The sequence below is a fragment of the Klebsiella sp. K-Nf6 genome (genome assembly GCF_002806655.1).
GTDB classification, from domain to species: domain Bacteria; phylum Pseudomonadota; class Gammaproteobacteria; order Enterobacterales; family Enterobacteriaceae; genus Klebsiella; species Klebsiella variicola.
Genome location: NZ_PIBN01000053.1, coordinates 1 through 656, shown reverse-complemented (window position 1 = coordinate 656; position 656 = coordinate 1). Strand labels below are relative to the sequence as shown.

Annotated in this window: 1 protein-coding gene and 1 pseudogene; both read right to left on the bottom strand. The window is 63.4% G+C overall.

Annotated features, from left to right (window positions below; translation table 11 throughout):
- Positions 1-389, bottom strand: a pseudogene (locus CWM61_RS28575) (oxaloacetate decarboxylase); the annotation flags it as partial.
- A gap of 15 nt (positions 390-404) precedes the next feature.
- Positions 405-656 carry an oxaloacetate decarboxylase subunit gamma gene (locus tag CWM61_RS28570; protein ID WP_100632280.1) on the bottom strand — a complete coding sequence of 84 codons (252 nt, stop codon included), beginning with the start codon at positions 654-656 and terminating at the stop codon, positions 405-407.

The window sequence follows — 656 nt, the reverse complement described above, 5'->3', positions numbered from 1 at the left end:
GCCTGCAGGGCGGCCTGCATGTTGCGCGGGTCGTTCATGGCATCGAAGACGCGGAAGACGTCCATGCCGTTTTTGACGGCGCGCTCGACGAAGCGTTCCACCACGTCATCGGCGTAGTGGCGGTAGCCGAGCAGGTTCTGGCCGCGGAGCAGCATCTGCAGCGGGGTCTTCGGCATCGCCTTTTTCAGCTCACGCAGGCGGACCCACGGGTCCTCGCCGAGAAAGCGGATGCAGGCGTCAAAGGTGGCGCCGCCCCAGCACTCAAGGGAGCGGTAGCCGACGTCATCCAGCTGAGCCGCAACGGGCAGCATATCGTCGAGACGCAGACGGGTGGCGAACAGGGACTGGTGGGCGTCGCGCAGGACGACATCGGTAATGGCAACGGTCATAAATTCCTCCGTGAATTAAGAATTAAGGCGGCGATGGTGGTGAATGGCGGCGACAATCGCCGGCTTTAAGCGGGCGAAGTCGTCAGCGGGCGCGACGGCGGCCGGCGCCGGCTTGGGGGCGGCAGGCGGCTCGGGAAACAGACGGTTAACGGCGAGGGACATTCCCTGAATGGCAAAGATGAGCAGCAGCAGGAACACCAGCACAAAGCCCATGCCGAGAAACATCAGGGTGAAGCCTTCGCCCAGGAGGACGGCATTGTCAGTCAT

What these genes read in the sequence shown, in the direction of transcription:
- CWM61_RS28570 (WP_100632280.1), bottom strand. Translation starts at nt 656, where the DNA reads ATGACTGACAATGCCGTCCTCCTGGGCGAAGGCTTCACCCTGATGTTT.